Origin of the sequence: Kitasatospora sp. NPDC127121, assembly GCF_042677305.1 — a bacterium.
GTDB lineage: Bacteria > Actinomycetota > Actinomycetes > Streptomycetales > Streptomycetaceae > Kitasatospora.
On record NZ_JBHXTQ010000006.1, the window covers coordinates 147,097 to 162,735 of the forward strand.

Sequence of the window (15,639 nt, forward strand, 5' to 3'; positions counted from 1 at the left end):
TGCCCGGCGAGGGTGGGTCGGGGGCCTGGGGGGGGCTGGGGCCGCGGGGGTTGCGCGTTGCCCTCCGCGCCGGCGGGGCGCCCCCGCCCCCCCCCCGCCCCTCTCGTGCGTCTTCAGGCCTTACTCGGTCAGGCTGCCGTCCACCTCGTCGGCCGCCTCGACCTCCTCCCGGGTGATGCCCAGCAGGTACAGCACAGTGTCCAGGAACGGCACGTTGACGGCGGTGTCGGCGGCCTCGCGCACCACCGGCTTGGCGTTGAACGCCACACCCAGCCCGGCCGCGTTCAGCATGTCCAGGTCGTTGGCGCCGTCGCCGATCGCCACCGTCTGCGACAGCGGCACCTTCGCCTGCTCGGCGAACCGGGCCAGCCAGCGGGCCTTGCCCGCGCGGTCCACGATCTCGCCGACCACCCGGCCGGTGAACTTGCCGTCCACCACCTCCAGGGTGTTGGCGGCCGCGAAGTCCAGCCCCAGCTCCTCGACCAGGTGGTCGGTGACCTGGGTGAACCCGCCCGACACCACCGCGACCTGGAAGCCCAGCCGTTGCAGGGTGCGGATCAGGGTGCGCGCCCCCGGCGTGAAACGGACCTCCGCGCGCACCTTCTCGGTCACCGAGGCGTCCAGCCCGGCCAGCAGCGAGACCCGGGCCCGCAGCGACTCGGCGAAGTCCAGCTCGCCGCGCATCGCCTGCGCCGTCACCTCGGCGACCTCCTCCTCGCAGCCCGCGTGGGCCGCGAACAGCTCGATCACCTCGTCCTGGATGAGCGTGGAGTCGACGTCCATCACCACCAGGCGCTTGGCCCGGCGCTCCAGCCCGGCCGCGACCACCGCGACGTCCACCCGCTGGGCGGCCGCCTCCTGGGCCAGCTCGGCCCGCAGCTCGTCGGTGGCCACACCGGACACGGCCAGCTCGACCGCCGTCACCGGGTACTTGGCGAGCCGGAACACGCGGTCGATGTTGCCGCCCGCCGCGGTGATCCGGGAGGTGAGCGCGGAGACGGCGGCGGAGGTCAGCGGATTGCCGAGCACGGTGACGTGCGAACGGCCCTCGCGGCGCGGCCGGTTGTCGCCGATGCCGGAGAGGATCTCGGCCTGGAGCTTCTGCTCCTCCGCCCAGCGGTGCACGGTGGCCCGCAGACCGCCCTCGGCGCCGGGAGCGGTGGGCGGGGTGACCAGTGCGCAGAGCGTGATGCGGCCACGGGTCACGACCTGTTCGATGTCGATCACGTCGACGGCGAAGCCGGCCAGGGTGGCGAAGAGGCCGGCGGTGATGCCGGGGCGGTCCTTGCCGAACACCTTGACGAGCAGGGTGCGCTCGTCCGCGGTCCGGGGCTGGGCGGCGGGGAGGGGCTCAGCGGCCAGGGGCGATGCGTTCATGGTGCCTCCCACGCTACCCGCCGGCCGGCGGGCCCAGAGCACCCGTCCCACGTCGCGGACGGGTGCCGGGTAGCAGCCTGGTCACAGTCACCCGGGGTGACTTTTATTGGCGGTCAGCAGGCTGGAATGATTCCCCCCGTCAGTTTCGGAAACATCGCACCCCTGGTCGGGGGCACAATTCGGGGGAACCGAGAGAGCGGGGCAGGCGCGCAGTGCCGCAACTCGTCATCGATATCAACGGACAGCAGCGGACTCTGGAGCCCGGGCGGTCCTACACCCTCGGGCGCAACCCGCAGTCGGACTTCCCGTTCGACGACGCCAGGGTCTCCTGGCACCACGGGACCATCACCTTCAACGGCAGCGGCTGGCAGCTGGACGACCACGGCAGCACCAACGGCACCTACACGGCCGGTGCCCGGACGATGCAGGCCCAGCTGTTCCCCGGCGCCGTCGTCAACCTCGGCAACCCGGAGAACGGACCCCGGCTCGGCTTCTCCGCGCCCGCCCACGCCACCCCGCACGCCGCCGCCCCGCAGGCTCCCGCCTGGCACGAGGCCGCCACCAGCCGCAGCGCCGCGCCGACGCCCCAGCCGCCGGCCCCGCAGCAGGGCTGGTCGCCGCAGGCCCCCTACCCGCCGCAGCCCGAGCAGGCCTGGGCGGGCCGACCCCAGCCGCCGTTCCCGCAGCAACAGCAGCAGCACGCGCCCCAGCCCCAGCAGGGCGGCTTCCCGCAGCAGCAGGCCTTCCCGCCCGACCCGCAGGACGGCGCCGGCCCGCAGCCGACGATCATCCGCAACCTGACCGCCGCCATGCGCACCGTCCGGATCGGCCGCGCGCTCGACAACGACGTCGTGGTCTCCGACCTCCAGGTCTCCCGCCACCACGCCGAGCTGCGCCAGCTCCAGGACGGCCGCTACGAGATCGTCGACCTCGGCAGCCACAACGGGATCTTCCTCAACGGCCAGCGGGTGCAGCGCCAGCTGATGGGCCCGCAGGACCGGCTGACCGTCGGCCACTCCAGCTTCGTGCTGGTCGGCGACCAGCTGCAGGAGTTCGTCGACACCGGCGCGGTCTCCTTCTCCGCCCGCCACCTGACCGTCGAGGTCGAGCACAAGGGCGCCAAGAAGATCCTGCTCGACGACGTCAGCTTCGGCGTCCCGGAGAAGTCCCTGGTCGCCGTCATCGGCCCGTCCGGCTCCGGCAAGTCGACCCTGCTGCGCGCCCTCACCGGCTACCGCCCGGCCGACCGCGGCGAGGTCCTGTACGACGGCCGCAACCTCTACAAGCAGTTCGCCGAGCTCCGCTCGCGCATCGGCCTGGTGCCGCAGTCCGAGATCCTGCACAAGGAACTCACCGTCCGCACCGGCCTCAAGTACGCGGCCCAGCTGCGCTTCCCCGGCGACACCGAGGCGCGCGAACGCGCGGCCCGGATCGACGAGGTGCTGTACGAGCTGCGCCTGGACAAGCGCGCCGACAACAAGATCACCGCGCTCTCCGGCGGCCAGCAGAAGCGCGTCTCGGTCGCCCTGGAACTGCTCACCAAGCCGTCGCTGATCTTCCTGGACGAGCCCACCTCGGGCCTCGACCCGGGCATGGACCGCGAGGTCATGCAGATGCTGCGCGGTCTCGCCGACGACGGCCGCACCATCCTGGTCGTCACCCACTCGGTGGCCGAACTCGCGCTCTGCGACCGGCTGCTGGTGATGGCGCCGGGCGGCGCGGTGGCCTACTTCGGCCCGCCGGACGAGGCGCTGCACTTCTTCGGGTACGAGACCTGGGCGGACGTCTTCCAGGCCTTCGAGAACTACCCGGACCACGACTGGGCCGGCCGCTACCGCGGCTCGGTGCACTACCAGCAGTACTCCGCCCCCGACGTGGAGTCGGGCGAGGTGCAGCACGCCCAGGTCGCCCAGGAGGCCGTCCGGCCGCCGAAGCCGCAGAGCTGGGGCTCGCAGCTGTGGACGCTGATGCGCCGCTACATGTCGGTCCTCGCCTCGGACCGCGGCTTCCTGGCGCTGTCGGTGCTGCTGCCCGCCGTCATCGGCGCGGTCAGCGTGCTGGTCCCCAACGGGGCGGGCCTCGCACCCAACCCGAACACGCAGCTCCACCTCAACAGCGGGGCCGCGACGATTCTCATGATCCTGGCGATCGGAGCCTGCTTCTCCGGAGCGGCCAACTCGGTCCGCGAGCTGATCAAGGAACGGGCCATCTACGAACGGGAACGGGCCACCGGGCTCTCCCGCTCGGCGTACATGATGTCCAAGATCATCGTGCTGGGCTTCTTCAGCGTGATCCAGGGCGCCATCGTCGCCGCGGTCGGCTTCCTGCCGCGCAAGCTCCCCGAGCACGGCCTGATCGTCAAGGACCTGCCGATCATCGAGATGACCATCGGCATGATCCTGCTCAGCTTCACCGCGATGATGTTCGGCCTGATGATCTCGGCCCTGGTCAAGACCGCCGAGAAGACCATGCCGCTGCTGGTCATGTTCGCCATCATCCAGGTCGTCTTCACCGGCTGCCTGTTCCAGCTCTTCGGCAAGCCCGGCCTGGAGCAGGCCGCCTGGCTGATGCCGGCCCGCTGGGGCACCGGCATCGTGGCCACCACACTGGACCTGTCCAAGCTCATGGGCCCCTGGAACAAGGACTTCCAGAACCCCCAGTACGACCCGCTGTGGACCAGCAGCGTCGCCCAGTGGGCGATCGACGCGGGCGCGCTGATCGCGATCTCGATCGTCATCGGCGTCATCGTCACCCGGCTCCAGCGCCGCCACGAGCCCGAGGTCATGCAGAAGGGCTGACCCCCTTCGCCCCGCCCGCCTTCGCCCCGCCCGCCGAGGGGCGGCTCTCCCGTCACCGGAGAGCCGCCCCTCCTCCATTGCGCGGGCCCCGAGTCCTAGGTCCCGAGGCCCGCGCCCACCCCGGCCGCGGACCGACGCGGCGGCGCCCGCGGCGGCGGTAGTTTGGCGGTATGCCCAGCACGCCCAGCGACCGCCGGAGCCCGGCCGGCCCGCACCTCGACCTGCGCGGCCCCGCCCGCCCGATGCCCGGCTGCGACCCCTGCCTGGCCGGCATCGAGGCGGTCAGCCAGGCGCTGCTCGCGATGAGCCGGCACCTGGAGGTCCGCGAGGTGCTGCGCCGCATCACCGCCTCCGCCCGTGACCTGCTCGGCGCCGAGTACGCGGCCCTGGGCGTGCCCGACGACCACGGCGGCTTCGCCCAGTTCGTCGTCGACGGCGTCACCGACGAGCAGTGGCGGGCGATCGGCCCGCTGCCCCGCCAGCACGGCGTCCTCGCCAAGATGCTGCACGAGACCGGCCCCACCCGGCTCGCCGACGTCCGCAAGGCCCCGGCCTTCGGCGGCTGGCCGGCCGCCCACCCCGAGATGGACGCCTTCCTCGGCATGCCCATCCTGGCCGCCGAGGCCGCCGAGGACGAACCGCAGGTCACCGGCGTCATCTTCCTCGCCAACAAGCGCGGCGGCGGCCTGTTCACCGACCACGACGAGGAGCTGCTGCGGATACTCGCCGCGCACGCCGCCCTCGCCCTCTCCAACGCCCGCCTGTACGAGCGCAGCCGCGAACTCACCCTGGCCGGCGAACGCGCCCGCATCGCCCACGACCTGCACGACGCCGTCGCGCAGAAGCTCTTCTCGCTGCGGCTCACCGCCAAGGCCGCCGCCACGCTCGTCGACCGCGATCCGGCCCGGGCCCGCGCCGAACTCGCCGAGGTCGCCCGGCTCGCCGCCGAGGCCGCCGACGAACTGCGCGCCGTCGTCGTCGAACTGCGCCCCGCCGCCCTGGAGGAGGACGGGCTGAGCGCCACCCTCGCCTCCCAGGTGCAGGTCCTCGACCGGGCCCACACCGCGGACGTCGCCTTCGCCGCCGACGGCGTCCGCGCCCTGCCGCCCGCGCAGGAGGCCGCGCTGCTGCGGGTCGCCCAGGAGGCGCTGCACAACGCGCTGCGCCACTCCGGCGCGGGCCGCGTCACCGTCACCCTGGCCGGCACGCCCGCGCGCGGCGCCGTGCTGCGGGTGCGCGACGACGGGCACGGCTTCGACCCCGAGTCCGTCCGCCGGGCCGGGCGCCACCTCGGCCTGGCCTCGATGCGCGACCGCGCGGCCGCCGTCGGCGGCACGCTCACCCTGGAGTCCGCCCCCGGCCGGGGGACGCTCGTCGAGATGGAGGTCCCCGGTGCCTGACCGCACGCCTGACCGCACGCCGTCGATCCGCGTCCTGCTGGTCGACGACCACCAGGTGGTCCGCCGCGGACTGCGCACCTTCCTGGAGGTCCAGGACGACATCGAGGTGGTCGGGGAGGCCGCCGACGGGGCCGAGGGCGTCGACCGCGCCCGCGAACTCGACCCCGACGTCGTCCTGATGGACCTCAAGATGCCCGGCGTCGACGGCATCGAGGCGCTGCGCACGCTCAAGGGCGAGGGCAGCCGGGCCCGGATCCTGATCGTCACCAGCTTCACCGAGCACCGCACGATGGTCCCCGCGCTGCGGGCCGGCGCCGCCGGGTACGTCTACAAGGACGTCGACCCGGAGGCGCTGGCCGGCGCGATCCGCTCGGTGCACGCCGGCCACGTCCTGCTCCAGCCCGAACTGGCCGAGGCGCTGCTCGCCGACGACGGCCCGCGCGCCCCGCAGGGCCGCGGCGGCACCCTCACCGAACGCGAGCGCGAGGTCCTCGGCCACATCGCCGACGGCCGCTCCAACCGGGAGATCGCCCGCAGCCTGCACCTGTCGGAGAAGACGGTGAAGACCCACGTCTCCAACATCCTGATGAAGCTGGACCTGGCGGACCGGACCCAGGCGGCCCTGTGGGCCGTCCGCAACGGCGAGGCGCGGGACGGCGGCGGCCCGTCCTAGCGGCCCGCGTGCTCCCGGTAGCTCAGCGGTCCGCGTGCTGAGCAGCTCTCGTACTCAGCGGTCCTCGCGCTCGTCGACCAGCGCGTTGTACGCCGCCACCTGCGCCCGCCGGGCGGTGCGCCGCAGCGGCGCCAGCACCGCCTGCCGCGCCGCCATCTCGGAGGCGCTGACCGCCGCGCCGTGCCCGCCCGCGGCGATCGCCAGCAGCGCCGACACCTGCCGGGCCGACTCCAGCACCCGCACCGCACGCGGCGGGTACCCGGGCGCCAGCAGTTCGGCGTGCCCGCGCCGGCGGTACGCCTCCAGCGCCCGCAGCGCCTCCGGCCCGGCGCCCGCCACGTCCAGCCGGGTCAGCAGGAGCGTCGCCTCGCGCAGCCCGTCGGCCAGCTCCCGTTCGGCCTCGTGCAGCGACGGGACGTCGGCCGGCGGTGTGTCGTTGGTCTCAAGGCAGCGCCACAGCACCGTCGCCGAACGGTCCCCGGCCGGGCCGAACACCTCCACCTCCGGCACCAGTCCGAGCGGGACGCCCACCGCCAGCACCGCCTCCCCGACGCCCATCGCCCGCTCGTTGAACGGCGCCGGACCGGTCAGCCCCAGCGGGTGCCCGGCGGACGGCAGCGCCAGCCGCAGGCCCTTCACCCCGAGCACCCGAAGCCGTCCCAGCGCCCAGGTGAGGCCGTGCCGTTCGCCCGGCCCGTCCCCGGGCAGCCCGGTCACCCGGTGGCTCTCGTCGTCGCCCAGCACGGCCGCGGCGGCGTTGTCCGGCGGCACCAGACCGGCCAGCAGGGCGTTGCCCCACGCGGTCAGCCGCCCCGAACGGGGTTCTTCGTACGGATTGTCGGGAGGAGTCGCGAGCATCCGGCCAGCCTACGGAATCGGCGGTCATCCGCGTGGCGTAGGTTTGCCCATGCGTGTGCGGCGCACCCACCCCGTGCCCACCGGCTGCCGGAGTAGGCTCGCCGCCCGCACCGACGGCCGAAATTCTTGTATTGGGGAAGGCGTAGGCATGAGCGACGTGCTGGAGCTGGTGGACGTATCCGTGGTCCGGGAGGGACGCGCGCTGGTCGACCAGGTCTCGTGGTCCATCTCCGAGGGGGAGCGCTGGGTCATCCTGGGCCCCAACGGCGCCGGGAAGACCACCCTGCTGCAGATCGCCGCCACCTACCTGTTCCCGACCGCGGGCAAGGTGTCGGTGCTGGGCGAGAAGCTGGGCGAGGTCGACGTCTTCGAGTTGCGCTCCCGGATCGGCCTGGCCGGCGCCGCCATGTTCGACAAGCTGCCGGCCGAGCAGACGGTGCTGCAGACCGTGCTGACCGCCGCCTACGGCATGACGGTCAGCTGGCAGGAGACGTACGAGCAGTTCGACGAGTCCCGCGCGCTCGCGCTGCTCGACCGGATGGGCATGTCCAACCTCACCGGCCGCAAGTTCGGCACCCTCTCCGAGGGCGAGCGCAAGCGCACCCTGATCGCGCGCGCCCTGATGACCGACCCCGAGCTGCTGCTGCTCGACGAGCCCGCGGCCGGCCTGGACCTCGGCGGCCGCGAGGACCTCGTCCGCCGGCTCGGCGCGCTCGCCCAGGACGAGTTCGCCCCGGCCATGGCGATGGTCACCCACCACGTCGAGGAGATCGCGCCGGGCTTCACCCACGTCCTGATGATCCGCCAGGGCAAGGTGCTCACCGCCGGTCCGATCGACACCGAGCTGACCGCCCGCAACCTCTCCAAGTGCTTCGGCCTGCCGCTCACCCTGGAGCGCCACGGGGACCGCTGGTCCGCGCAGGGCCTGCCGCTGGGCTGAGGCCCCGTCCGCGCCTCGCACACGCCTCGCACGCACCTCGCACGCTCCGATGTCGTCGGGTTTCCGGGGACCGGTCGCACGCGCGACCGGTTTCCGCCCCTCGACCTGCGGGAACTGTCCGCCTCGAAGGCCCTTCGCTCCCTAGGATGGACACGTGGACAGCTGGATCTGGTGGCTCCTGGCCGCCGTCGGGCTCGGCATACCGCTGGTGCTGACCGCGATGCCGGAGTTCGCCATGTTCGCGATCGGTGCGCTGGCGGCCGCCGGGGTGGCCGGGCTGGGCGGAGGCGCGGTCTGGGAGACCCTGGTCTTCATCGCGGTCTCGGTCTCGCTGCTGGTCTTCGTCCGCCCGATCGCCTACCGGCAACTGCGGCAGGGCCCGCACATCAAGATGGGCATCGAGGCGCTCCAGGGCGCCACCGCGGTCGTCGCGGAAACCGTCGACGGGGAGGGCGGACGGATCAAGCTGAACGGCGAGATCTGGTCGGCCCGAGCGCTCCACCCGGACAGCGTGTACCAACCGGGGCAGCAGGTCGACGTCGTCGAAATCCAGGGCGCGACCGCCCTGGTCGTCTAGGGGAGAGTCCGTGGAACCCGTCCTTATCGTTTTGGTCGTCCTGGTCGTGGTGGCCTTCATCGCGCTGATCAAGACGATCCAGGTCATCCCGCAGGCCAGCGCCGCGATCGTGGAGCGCTTCGGCCGCTACACCCGGACGCTCAACGCAGGCCTGAACATCGTCGTCCCGTTCATCGACCGGGTCCGCAACCGGATCGACCTGCGCGAGCAGGTCGTGCCGTTCCCGCCGCAGCCGGTGATCACCCAGGACAACCTGGTGGTCAACATCGACACGGTGATCTACTACCAGGTCACCGACCCGCGCGCGGCCACCTACGAGGTCGCCAGCTACATCCAGGCCATCGAGCAGCTGACCGTCACCACGCTGCGCAACATCATCGGCTCGATGGACCTCGAATCCACCCTGACCTCGCGCGAGGTCATCAACGCCGGTCTGCGCGGCGTCCTGGACGAGGCCACCGGCAAGTGGGGCATCCGGGTCAACCGCGTCGAGCTGAAGGCGATCGAGCCGCCCACCTCCATCCAGGACTCGATGGAGAAGCAGATGCGCGCCGACCGTGACAAGCGCGCCGCGATCCTCACCGCCGAGGGCCAGCGGCAGGCCCAGATCCTCAAGGCCGAGGGTGAGAAGCAGGCCGACGTGCTCCGGGCCGAGGGTGAGGCGCAGGCCGCTGTGCTGCGCGCCGACGGTGAGGCGGCCGCGATCCGGACGGTCTTCGAGGCCATCCACGACGGCGACGCCGACCAGAAGCTGCTCGCCTACCAGTACCTGCAGACCCTGCCCGAGCTGGCCAAGGGCGACTCCAACAAGCTCTGGATCATCCCCAGCGAGGTCGGCGACGCCCTCAAGGGCCTCGGCGGCGCCTTCGGCGGGCTGACCGGCAACCCCGGCATCAACGGCGGCGCGGTCGCCGCCCCGAGCGTGCCGCCGGCGGCCCCCGCGGCCACCCAGGTGCCGCTCGACCCGGCGGCCGGCCCGCGCCCGGTGGACACCGAGAAGGGTGCCGCCCGCCCCCGGGTGGACCCGGCCCGCGAGTACCGCAAGATCGACCCGGAGTGACCGGCTGAACCGTCCGGCCCGGGGGCCCGCCACCGCACGGTGGCGGGCCCCCGGCGTGTGGCCGGTCGTGGCGTGTGGCGGTTGTGGCGTACGTCCCGAATCGTGGGCGGCCCTGGTCCGACCGGTGGGCCGTCCGGCATGATCCCCCCGGACAGGACCGAGAGGAGAGGTGACCCATGACGCTCTGGGAGGGCATCGCCGTCCTGGTGGCGGGCGTCGGCGCCGGGATGATCAACGTGATCGTCGGCTCCGGCACGCTGATCACGTTCCCGGTGCTGCTCGCCATCGGGATTCCGCCGGTCACCGCCAACGTCTCCAACACCTTCGGCCTGGTGCCCGGTTCGCTCAGCGGCGTGATCGGCTACCGCCGCGAGCTGGCCGGCCAGGGCCACCGGCTGCTGCGCCTGGGCACCGCCTCGCTGCTCGGCGGACTGGTCGGTGCGCTGCTGCTGATCAGACTGCCGAAGGGCGCCTTCGACGCGATCGTCCCGGTACTGATCCTGCTCGCCCTCGTCCTGGTGGTGATCCAGCCCAGGGTCGCCAAGGCGGTCGCCGCCCGCCGCCGCCCCGACGTCGACCCGGACGGCGGCCTGCTGCTGTTCGTCGGCGTCTTCCTCACCGGCATCTACGGCGGCTACTTCGGCGCCGCGCAGGGCGTCCTGCTGCTGGCGCTGATGGGCATGCTGCTCAAGGAGGACCTGCAGCGGATCAACGCCGTGAAGAACGCGCTGGCGATGGTCGTCAACGGCGTCGCCGCGCTGTTCTTCCTGTTCACCTCCACCGTCAACTGGGCGGCCGCCGGCCTGATCGCGGCGGGCTCGCTGGTCGGCGGCCTGCTCGGCGCCAAGGTCGGCCGCCGCCTGCCGCCGGCCGCGCTGCGCGGGATCATCGTGGTGGTCGGCCTCGTCGCGGTCACCAAACTGCTGCTGAGCTGATGAGCTGAGCAGCCGTCGGGGGCTGTCCGGCAGCGGCTGTGTCGTCCGGTGCGCAGGGCCCCGGCTCGGTATGTTCCTCGCAGTGCACGCCTGACCGGACGGCGAGACGACGAACGGAAGAGCTTCGATGAGCAGCAGGGCACGGCTGAGCGAGGACGAGATCACGGCGGCTCTGGCCGCACTGCCGCGGTGGACCAGGGAGGGCGACGGCATCGTCCGCGCCGCCGACGCCCCCGACTTCCCGGCGGCGATCCGGGTGGTCGTCGCCGTCGCCGAACAGGCCGAGGCGCTCGACCACCACCCCGACGTCGACATCCGCTGGCGCACCCTGCGCTTCGTCCTCTCCACCCACAGCGCGGGCGGGCTGACCGGCCTGGACTTCACCCTGGCCGCCCGCATCGACGAGGCGCTGAACGCCGAGTCCGCGGGCTGACCTCCCGGACCCCCGAGGCCGGGGCGGCGCGCTCGAACGGGCGTGAGATGCTGACTGCCGCATCGGCAGGCGGCTCGGGAGGGACGGGAACGGATGGCGCAGGAGCCCTTCGGAGACGCCCAGCAGCAGCCGTGGTACCCCCAGGGCCAGCAGGCCTGGCCGGTCGGCGGGCACCAGGAGCCGCAGCCGCGGGATCACCCGCAGGACCACCCGCAGCAGGAGTACTGGCAGACGACGTCGGGCTACGGCCAGGGGGCGTACGGGCAGGGCGGGTACGGGCAGGACCTGCCGTACCCGCAGCCGGACGGGCAGGGCCCGCCGTACGGACAGGACCCGCAGTACGGGCAGACCGGGTACGTCCAGGGCGGGTACGTCCAGGGCGGTTACGCCGAGGGGCAGTACCAGCCGTACCACCCGCACCCGGACCACGGGCAGCAGCAGTACGCGCCGTACGCCGTCCCGGAGCAGCAGCCTGCGGGGGAGGGGCTGTACGTCCCGGTGGGGGCGGAGTACTCGGCCGACGGGTACGTGCACATCGAGGACGCCGAGCCCGTTCCGGTGGAGCCGTCCACGGAGCCGGAGCCCGAGCCGGGTACGACGCCCGAGGCCGCGCCCGTCGCGCCGTCGCGGGCTGCCGCCCGTCGGGGCAGGTCCTCGAAGGCAGGCTCTCCGGGGGCGGGTTCTTCGCAGGCTGGCTCTTCGCTCTCGGCCAGGGCCCGGGCCGCCGCCGGGGCGGTGCTCACCGGCGAGCACGTGCCCAGCCGGCGGACCCTGCTGGTGCGCACCGGCGCCGGGGTGGCCGCGCTGGGCGTGCTGGTCGCGGCCGGCCTGATGGTCGGGGCCGAGGGTGGCGGCAGCGCGGCCGCGACCAGCGGCGGGGAGCCCGGTTTCGCCGTCGCGCACACCAAGGTGTGGTCCGCCCAGCCCGCCGCGTCCGGGTCGTCGGGTGACGACACGCTGGTCGGCAGCTGGCTGCTGGCCGATGCGGTGGTCCGCGCCGACGCCGCCGGTGTGCGGGCCTACGACCTCGCGGCCGGCAAGCCCGTCTGGTCGGTCGAGCCGCCGGCGGCCGGGGCCGTCCCGTGCGGGCTGTCGGCGGGGGTCAACCAGGCGGGGCTGGGCGCGGTGCTGTTCCGGGCCCAGGCCGACCCGAAGAGCCCGTGCACGCTGGTCGCCGCCGTGGACACCAAGACCGGCAAGACCGCGTGGACGAAGACCGTCTCGGACGCCAAGGGCGCGTACGGCGCGAGGATCGGCGTCACCGAGGACAAGGTGATCGCGGTCGGCGACGACCGGGCGGTCGCCTGGGAGTCCGCGGACGGCAAGGACGTCTGGCAGTACACCGGTCAGGGCAAGTTCTGCACCCTGTCCGGCGGCGTGACCGGCAAGACCGTGCTGGTCGCCTCCTCCTGCGCCGACTCGACCCCCGCCGACCAGGCCGTCGCACTGAACACGGCGGACGGCAAGGTCAGTTGGTGGCGCGGCCTGAACAACCGGCCGAAGACGGTGAGCGTGCTGTCCGCCGAGCCGTCCGTCGTCCTCACCACGGGCGAGAAGCCGGAGGACGACCGGGTGTTCGCCTGGGGCGCGGGCGGCGACCCGGCCGCCGAGATCCCGGTGGTCGGCGACGGCGGCCGGCTGGACGTCGCCCACGGCACGTTCTCGGCCACCCCCGAGGTGTTCTTCCAGAACCGCACGATGGTCACCACGTTCGTCCCGGCGAACGGCGGCGGACCGGTCGCGGCGGTCGGTTACGACCTCGACACCGGCAAGCAGCGCTGGAAGGCGCCGACCGCCGCCAAGGGCACCGTCCGGGCGGTCGGCGTCGACGGCGGCGCGCTGGTGCTCGCCGCCGACGAACGCCGCGACCAGCCCGCCCGCCTCAGCCGGTTCCCGCTGGCCGGCGGCCAGGAGGCGACCGGTGGCAACTTCCCGCAGGGCACCGGTTCGCTGCTGGTCTCCGGGCGGGTGCTGATCGGCGGCGGGCGGGTGGTCGTGATGCCCGAGCACTCGGCCAACTACGGCACGGCGGCGGGCTACCAGGCGAAGGGCTAGCCCGCCCCCGTCGGGCGCGGCTCGCGGCCGCGTTCACGCCGCCGGGACGGCTGTCGGAGCGGGCTGGCCCGGCACGGCCGGCAGCCAGTCGGCCAGCTCCCGGGCCTCCGAGCCGCGCAGGCCGAGCGCCAGCATGAGGGTGGCCTGCGGGGTCGGTACGAACGGCCGGCGCAGCAGCCTCATCCCGGCCTGCTCGGGTGTCCGGTCCGCCTTGCGCTGGTTGTCCTCCGGGCACGCGGCCACGGTGTTCAACCAGCTGTCCTCCCCACCGCGCGACCTGGGCTGCAGGTGGTCCACCGTGGTGGCCCGCCGCCCGCAGTACGCGCACAGGTGCTGGTCCCGGGCCAGGACACCCCGCCGCGACCACGGCGCCTGTTGTCGGAACGGCACTCTCACGTAGCGCTGAAGCCTGATCACCCGGGGCACCGGGATGCTGACGCCCGTCCCCCGGACCGTGCGCAGCGGATGCGCCTGCTCCACCACCGCCTTGTCCTGGAGCACCAGGACGACGGCGCGCTGGAGCGACACCGTCGTCAGGGGCTCGTAGCTCGCGTTCAGAACCAGCGTGTTGCGCACTTGGCACACCCTTCCCGTGGGCGTGCCACGGCGGCACGACCGTCTCCACACACGTCACTGCCGCCGCACGGCGGTGACACCACTCTGAACGGGCCCACAGCCGACGAACAACGGAATTTCCGGTATCGGGCAGGCGCCGGAGGGGCTGGGGGAGGAGTGCGGCACGACGCTCGGGGAAAACCCGCTGGCCCCGACCGCGTAGGCTCTACCACGCTGGAGTCGTACCGACCCGGGGTCCGAGAGAACCGGGCCCGCCACCGGGCGGGCGCCCGATCGAAGGAGAAGCGTGACCGTGACGGACATCGTCGACGAGCTGCGGTGGCGGGGGCTGATCGCCCTGTCCACCGACGAGGACGCACTGCGCAAGGCGTTCGCGGACGGCCCGGTCACGTTCTATTGCGGCTTCGACCCGACGGCCCCCAGCCTGCACCTCGGCAACCTCGTGCAGATCCTCACCATGCGCCGCATCCAGCAGGCGGGAAACCTCCCGCTCGGCCTGGTCGGCGGCGCCACGGGCCTCATCGGTGACCCGAAGCCCACCGCGGAGCGCGTCCTCAACGACCCCGAGACGGTGGCCGGCTGGGTCGAGCGACTGCGGGGCCAGATCTCGCGCTTCCTCGATTTCGAGGGCCCCTACGCGGCGCGCATGGTCAACAACCTGGACTGGACGTCCGGGATGTCGGCCATCAGCCTGCTGCGCGACGTGGGCAAGTACTTCCGCGTCAACAACATGATCGCCAAGGAGGCCGTCGCCCGACGGCTCAACTCCGACGCGGGTATCAGCTACACCGAGTTCAGCTACCAGATCCTGCAAGGCATGGACTACCTGGAGCTGAACCGTCGCTACGGCTGCACCCTGCAGACCGGTGGCAGTGACCAGTGGGGCAACCTGACCGCCGGCACGGACCTGATCCGCAAGGCCGACGCCAAGTCCGTGCACGCGCTGGCCACGCCGCTGATCGTCAAGGCCGACGGCACCAAGTTCGGCAAGACCGAGTCCGGCACGGTCTGGCTCGACCCCGAGCTGACCACCCCGTACGCCTTCTACCAGTTCTGGCTGAACGCGGACGACCGGGACGTCCCCAACTTCCTGCGGATCTTCAGCTTCCGCTCGAAGGAGGAGATCGAGGAGCTGGAGCGCGAGACCACCGAGCGCCCCGCCGCCCGCCTCGCCCAGCGAGCCCTCGCCGAGGAGCTCACCACCCTCGTCCACGGCGCCGAGCAGTACGAGCGCGCGGTCGCCGCGTCCAAGGCGCTGTTCGGCCAGGGTGACCTCGCCGACCTGGAGGCGCCGACCCTGGCCGCCGCCCTGGCCGAGGTCCCGAAGGCCGAGGTGGCCGAACTCCAGTCGGTGGTCGACCTGTTGGTCGCCGTCGGCCTGGCACCGAGCCGTTCGGCCGCCCGCCGCACGGTCAAGGAGGGCGGCGCCTACCTGAACAACGTCAAGGTGACGGACGAGGAAGCGGTGCCGGCCGAGGCCGACCTGCTGCACGGCCGCTGGCTCGTGCTGCGCCGCGGCAAGCGCAACCTGGCGGCGGCGGAGCTGGTTCCGGCTACGGCGTGACCGAAACACGACGCCGCTGAGCTGCGGCTTTGACATACGAGGGCGGGATCCAGCCGGATCCCGCCCTCAGTGTTTGACGATGTCGTCCGGGTGGCCTAGTGTTGAACGAGTCGCTGATGCGGCCACCCCACTCTGCGGGACCCACCCTCACCTCGATTCCCATTGACATGGGTTTGTTGGCATTTCCGTCAACCGTGGTGAGTGTGAATTTCGGGTAACAACCGAAATGCGCTAATGTGGAGGCCGTCGCGGAAAGCGGCCCGACCAGTTCGGGAAATCGGATGAATGAAACTCCGGAAAACGGAGCGGAAAACATCTGGTAAGCTGGAAACACGAAAGAACGAAGCGCCCGGAGGGCCCGCTGGAAGGCGGTCCGAAGGAAGTGTCCGTTCC

At 72.7% G+C, this 15,639-nt stretch carries 13 protein-coding genes; 10 read left to right on the forward strand and 3 right to left on the reverse strand.

The window, feature by feature from the left end; all coding sequences use genetic code 11:
* Positions 1–120: 120 nt before the first annotated feature.
* The gene (gene serB, locus ACFVHI_RS06315) at positions 121–1,377 is read right to left on the reverse strand and encodes a phosphoserine phosphatase SerB (RefSeq protein WP_063349632.1); all 1,257 of its coding nucleotides are present in this window, start codon (positions 1,375–1,377) and stop codon (positions 121–123) included.
* 212 nt (positions 1,378–1,589) lie between these two features.
* Between serB and ACFVHI_RS06320 the strand changes: the two genes are divergently transcribed.
* The 3 genes from ACFVHI_RS06320 (at position 1,590) to ACFVHI_RS06330 (ending at position 6,248) form a co-directional block, all read left to right on the forward strand.
* Positions 1,590–4,175: an FHA domain-containing protein gene (locus ACFVHI_RS06320; RefSeq protein WP_380336285.1), complete on the forward strand. Its 2,586-nt coding sequence runs from the start codon at positions 1,590–1,592 to the stop codon at positions 4,173–4,175.
* A 242-nt stretch (positions 4,176–4,417) separates the two neighbouring features.
* On the forward strand, positions 4,418–5,575 hold the full coding sequence (locus ACFVHI_RS06325) for a GAF domain-containing sensor histidine kinase (RefSeq protein WP_380336307.1): 1,158 nt from the start codon (positions 4,418–4,420) through the stop codon (positions 5,573–5,575).
* Positions 5,568–6,248: a response regulator gene (locus tag ACFVHI_RS06330; protein ID WP_380336288.1), complete on the forward strand. Its 681-nt coding sequence runs from the start codon at positions 5,568–5,570 to the stop codon at positions 6,246–6,248. Before ACFVHI_RS06325 ends, ACFVHI_RS06330 begins: the two co-directional genes overlap by 8 nt.
* A 54-nt stretch (positions 6,249–6,302) precedes the next feature.
* On the opposite strand, the gene ACFVHI_RS06335 is transcribed toward ACFVHI_RS06330, so the two are convergent.
* Positions 6,303–7,106 (reverse strand): hypothetical protein, encoded by an 804-nt coding sequence (locus tag ACFVHI_RS06335; protein WP_063349635.1) that lies wholly within the window; start codon positions 7,104–7,106, stop codon positions 6,303–6,305.
* 148 nt (positions 7,107–7,254) lie between these two features.
* Here ACFVHI_RS06335 and ACFVHI_RS06340 point away from each other — a divergent pair, with 148 nt between their 5' ends.
* The 6 genes from ACFVHI_RS06340 (at position 7,255) to ACFVHI_RS06365 (ending at position 13,106) form a co-directional block, all read left to right on the forward strand.
* Positions 7,255–8,046: an ABC transporter ATP-binding protein gene (locus ACFVHI_RS06340; RefSeq protein WP_063349636.1), complete on the forward strand. Its 792-nt coding sequence runs from the start codon at positions 7,255–7,257 to the stop codon at positions 8,044–8,046.
* A 166-nt stretch (positions 8,047–8,212) separates the two neighbouring features.
* Positions 8,213–8,623: an NfeD family protein gene (locus ACFVHI_RS06345; protein ID WP_350887590.1), complete on the forward strand. Its 411-nt coding sequence runs from the start codon at positions 8,213–8,215 to the stop codon at positions 8,621–8,623.
* 10 nt (positions 8,624–8,633) lie between these two features.
* Positions 8,634–9,683, forward strand: a complete 1,050-nt coding sequence (locus tag ACFVHI_RS06350; RefSeq protein ID WP_063349637.1) for an SPFH domain-containing protein — start codon at positions 8,634–8,636, stop codon at positions 9,681–9,683.
* Positions 9,684–9,859: 176 nt separating this feature from the next.
* Complete coding sequence (locus ACFVHI_RS06355; protein ID WP_380336293.1) at positions 9,860–10,618, forward strand: sulfite exporter TauE/SafE family protein; 759 nt, start codon at positions 9,860–9,862, stop codon at positions 10,616–10,618.
* A 127-nt stretch (positions 10,619–10,745) separates the two neighbouring features.
* Complete coding sequence (locus ACFVHI_RS06360; RefSeq protein WP_063349639.1) at positions 10,746–11,051, forward strand: 4a-hydroxytetrahydrobiopterin dehydratase; 306 nt, start codon at positions 10,746–10,748, stop codon at positions 11,049–11,051.
* A 93-nt stretch (positions 11,052–11,144) separates the two neighbouring features.
* Positions 11,145–13,106, forward strand: a complete 1,962-nt coding sequence (locus ACFVHI_RS06365) for a PQQ-binding-like beta-propeller repeat protein (protein ID WP_380336296.1) — start codon at positions 11,145–11,147, stop codon at positions 13,104–13,106.
* A gap of 33 nt (positions 13,107–13,139) precedes the next feature.
* On the opposite strand, the gene ACFVHI_RS06370 is transcribed toward ACFVHI_RS06365, so the two are convergent.
* Positions 13,140–13,682 (reverse strand): HNH endonuclease, encoded by a 543-nt coding sequence (locus ACFVHI_RS06370; RefSeq protein WP_063349641.1) that lies wholly within the window; start codon positions 13,680–13,682, stop codon positions 13,140–13,142.
* Positions 13,683–13,974: 292 nt separating this feature from the next.
* Here ACFVHI_RS06370 and tyrS point away from each other — a divergent pair, with 292 nt between their 5' ends.
* The gene (gene tyrS, locus ACFVHI_RS06375; RefSeq protein ID WP_063351463.1) at positions 13,975–15,246 is read left to right on the forward strand and encodes a tyrosine--tRNA ligase; all 1,272 of its coding nucleotides are present in this window, start codon (positions 13,975–13,977) and stop codon (positions 15,244–15,246) included.
* The last annotated feature ends 393 nt before the right edge of the window (positions 15,247–15,639 follow it).